Source organism: Pararhizobium sp. DWP3-4 (assembly GCF_049898205.1).
Classification (GTDB): domain Bacteria; phylum Pseudomonadota; class Alphaproteobacteria; order Rhizobiales; family Rhizobiaceae; genus Pararhizobium.
In genome coordinates this window covers 1-653 of sequence record NZ_JAFCXF010000045.1, presented here as the reverse complement: position 1 = coordinate 653, position 653 = coordinate 1, and the positions used below count along the sequence as shown (strand labels likewise).

1 protein-coding gene is annotated in these 653 nt (G+C 56.7%); it reads right to left on the bottom strand.

Annotation, left to right across the window (positions count from 1 at the left end; translation table 11 throughout):
- Window positions 1-218: 218 nt before the first annotated feature.
- On the bottom strand, window positions 219-497 hold the full coding sequence (locus ACP7E6_RS29440) for an HU family DNA-binding protein (protein ID WP_426233725.1): 279 nt from the start codon (window positions 495-497) through the stop codon (window positions 219-221).
- Window positions 498-653: the final 156 nt, after the last annotated feature.

Below are 653 nucleotides of genomic sequence, written 5' to 3'. Positions count from 1 at the left end.
TAAGTTGCCCGCTGGTGTGTCAGCACCAACACGACATATTGCCACTCGACCAATACCAGAAAGCCAGCTGACGCTGCGGATGAGAGGTGCATCAGGCCTCGATCTACGCAACGCTGATCGAGGTCGAGGCGAGAAAAGCCTCTCCGTCATCTGGTCCCGCTCGGATCGGGACTGATACCGGATGCCCCGCCGCAAGGCGGGGCTCTCCAACATCGGGATCACTTGTTTAGTGCATCCTTCAAAGCCTTGGCAGGCGCGAAGGTCAGCTTCTTCGAGGCGGCAACCGTCATCTTCTCTCCGGTCGCAGGATTGCGACCCTCGCGCTCAGGCGAAGCCTTCACCTTGAATTTTCCGAAGCCTGGGATCGAGGTTTCAGCGTCGGAGCCTGCTGCATCGGCAATGGCCTGGAACACCGCCTCTACGATGCTTTTCGCCTGAACCTTAGTCAGGCCGTTGTCGGCAGCAATCTTGTCGGCGATTTCATTCGTGGTGGTCATGGATATTCCTCGCATCTTCTAACAAAGACAAATCCGTGTCAGCTTATGATCGTGTTGTCATCGGCAATGATGGGGATGCGGGTTGGATGCGCTGGATGTCCACAGGTGGTTTCGGCTTGTAGCCCGCTTTCGCTTTCCGCGAAGGACATCCAGCAA

Excerpts from the sequence above, each read along its gene's own strand:
- ACP7E6_RS29440 (WP_426233725.1), bottom strand. The coding sequence starts at position 497 with ATGACCACCACGAATGAAATCGCCGACAAGATTGCTGCCGACAACGGC.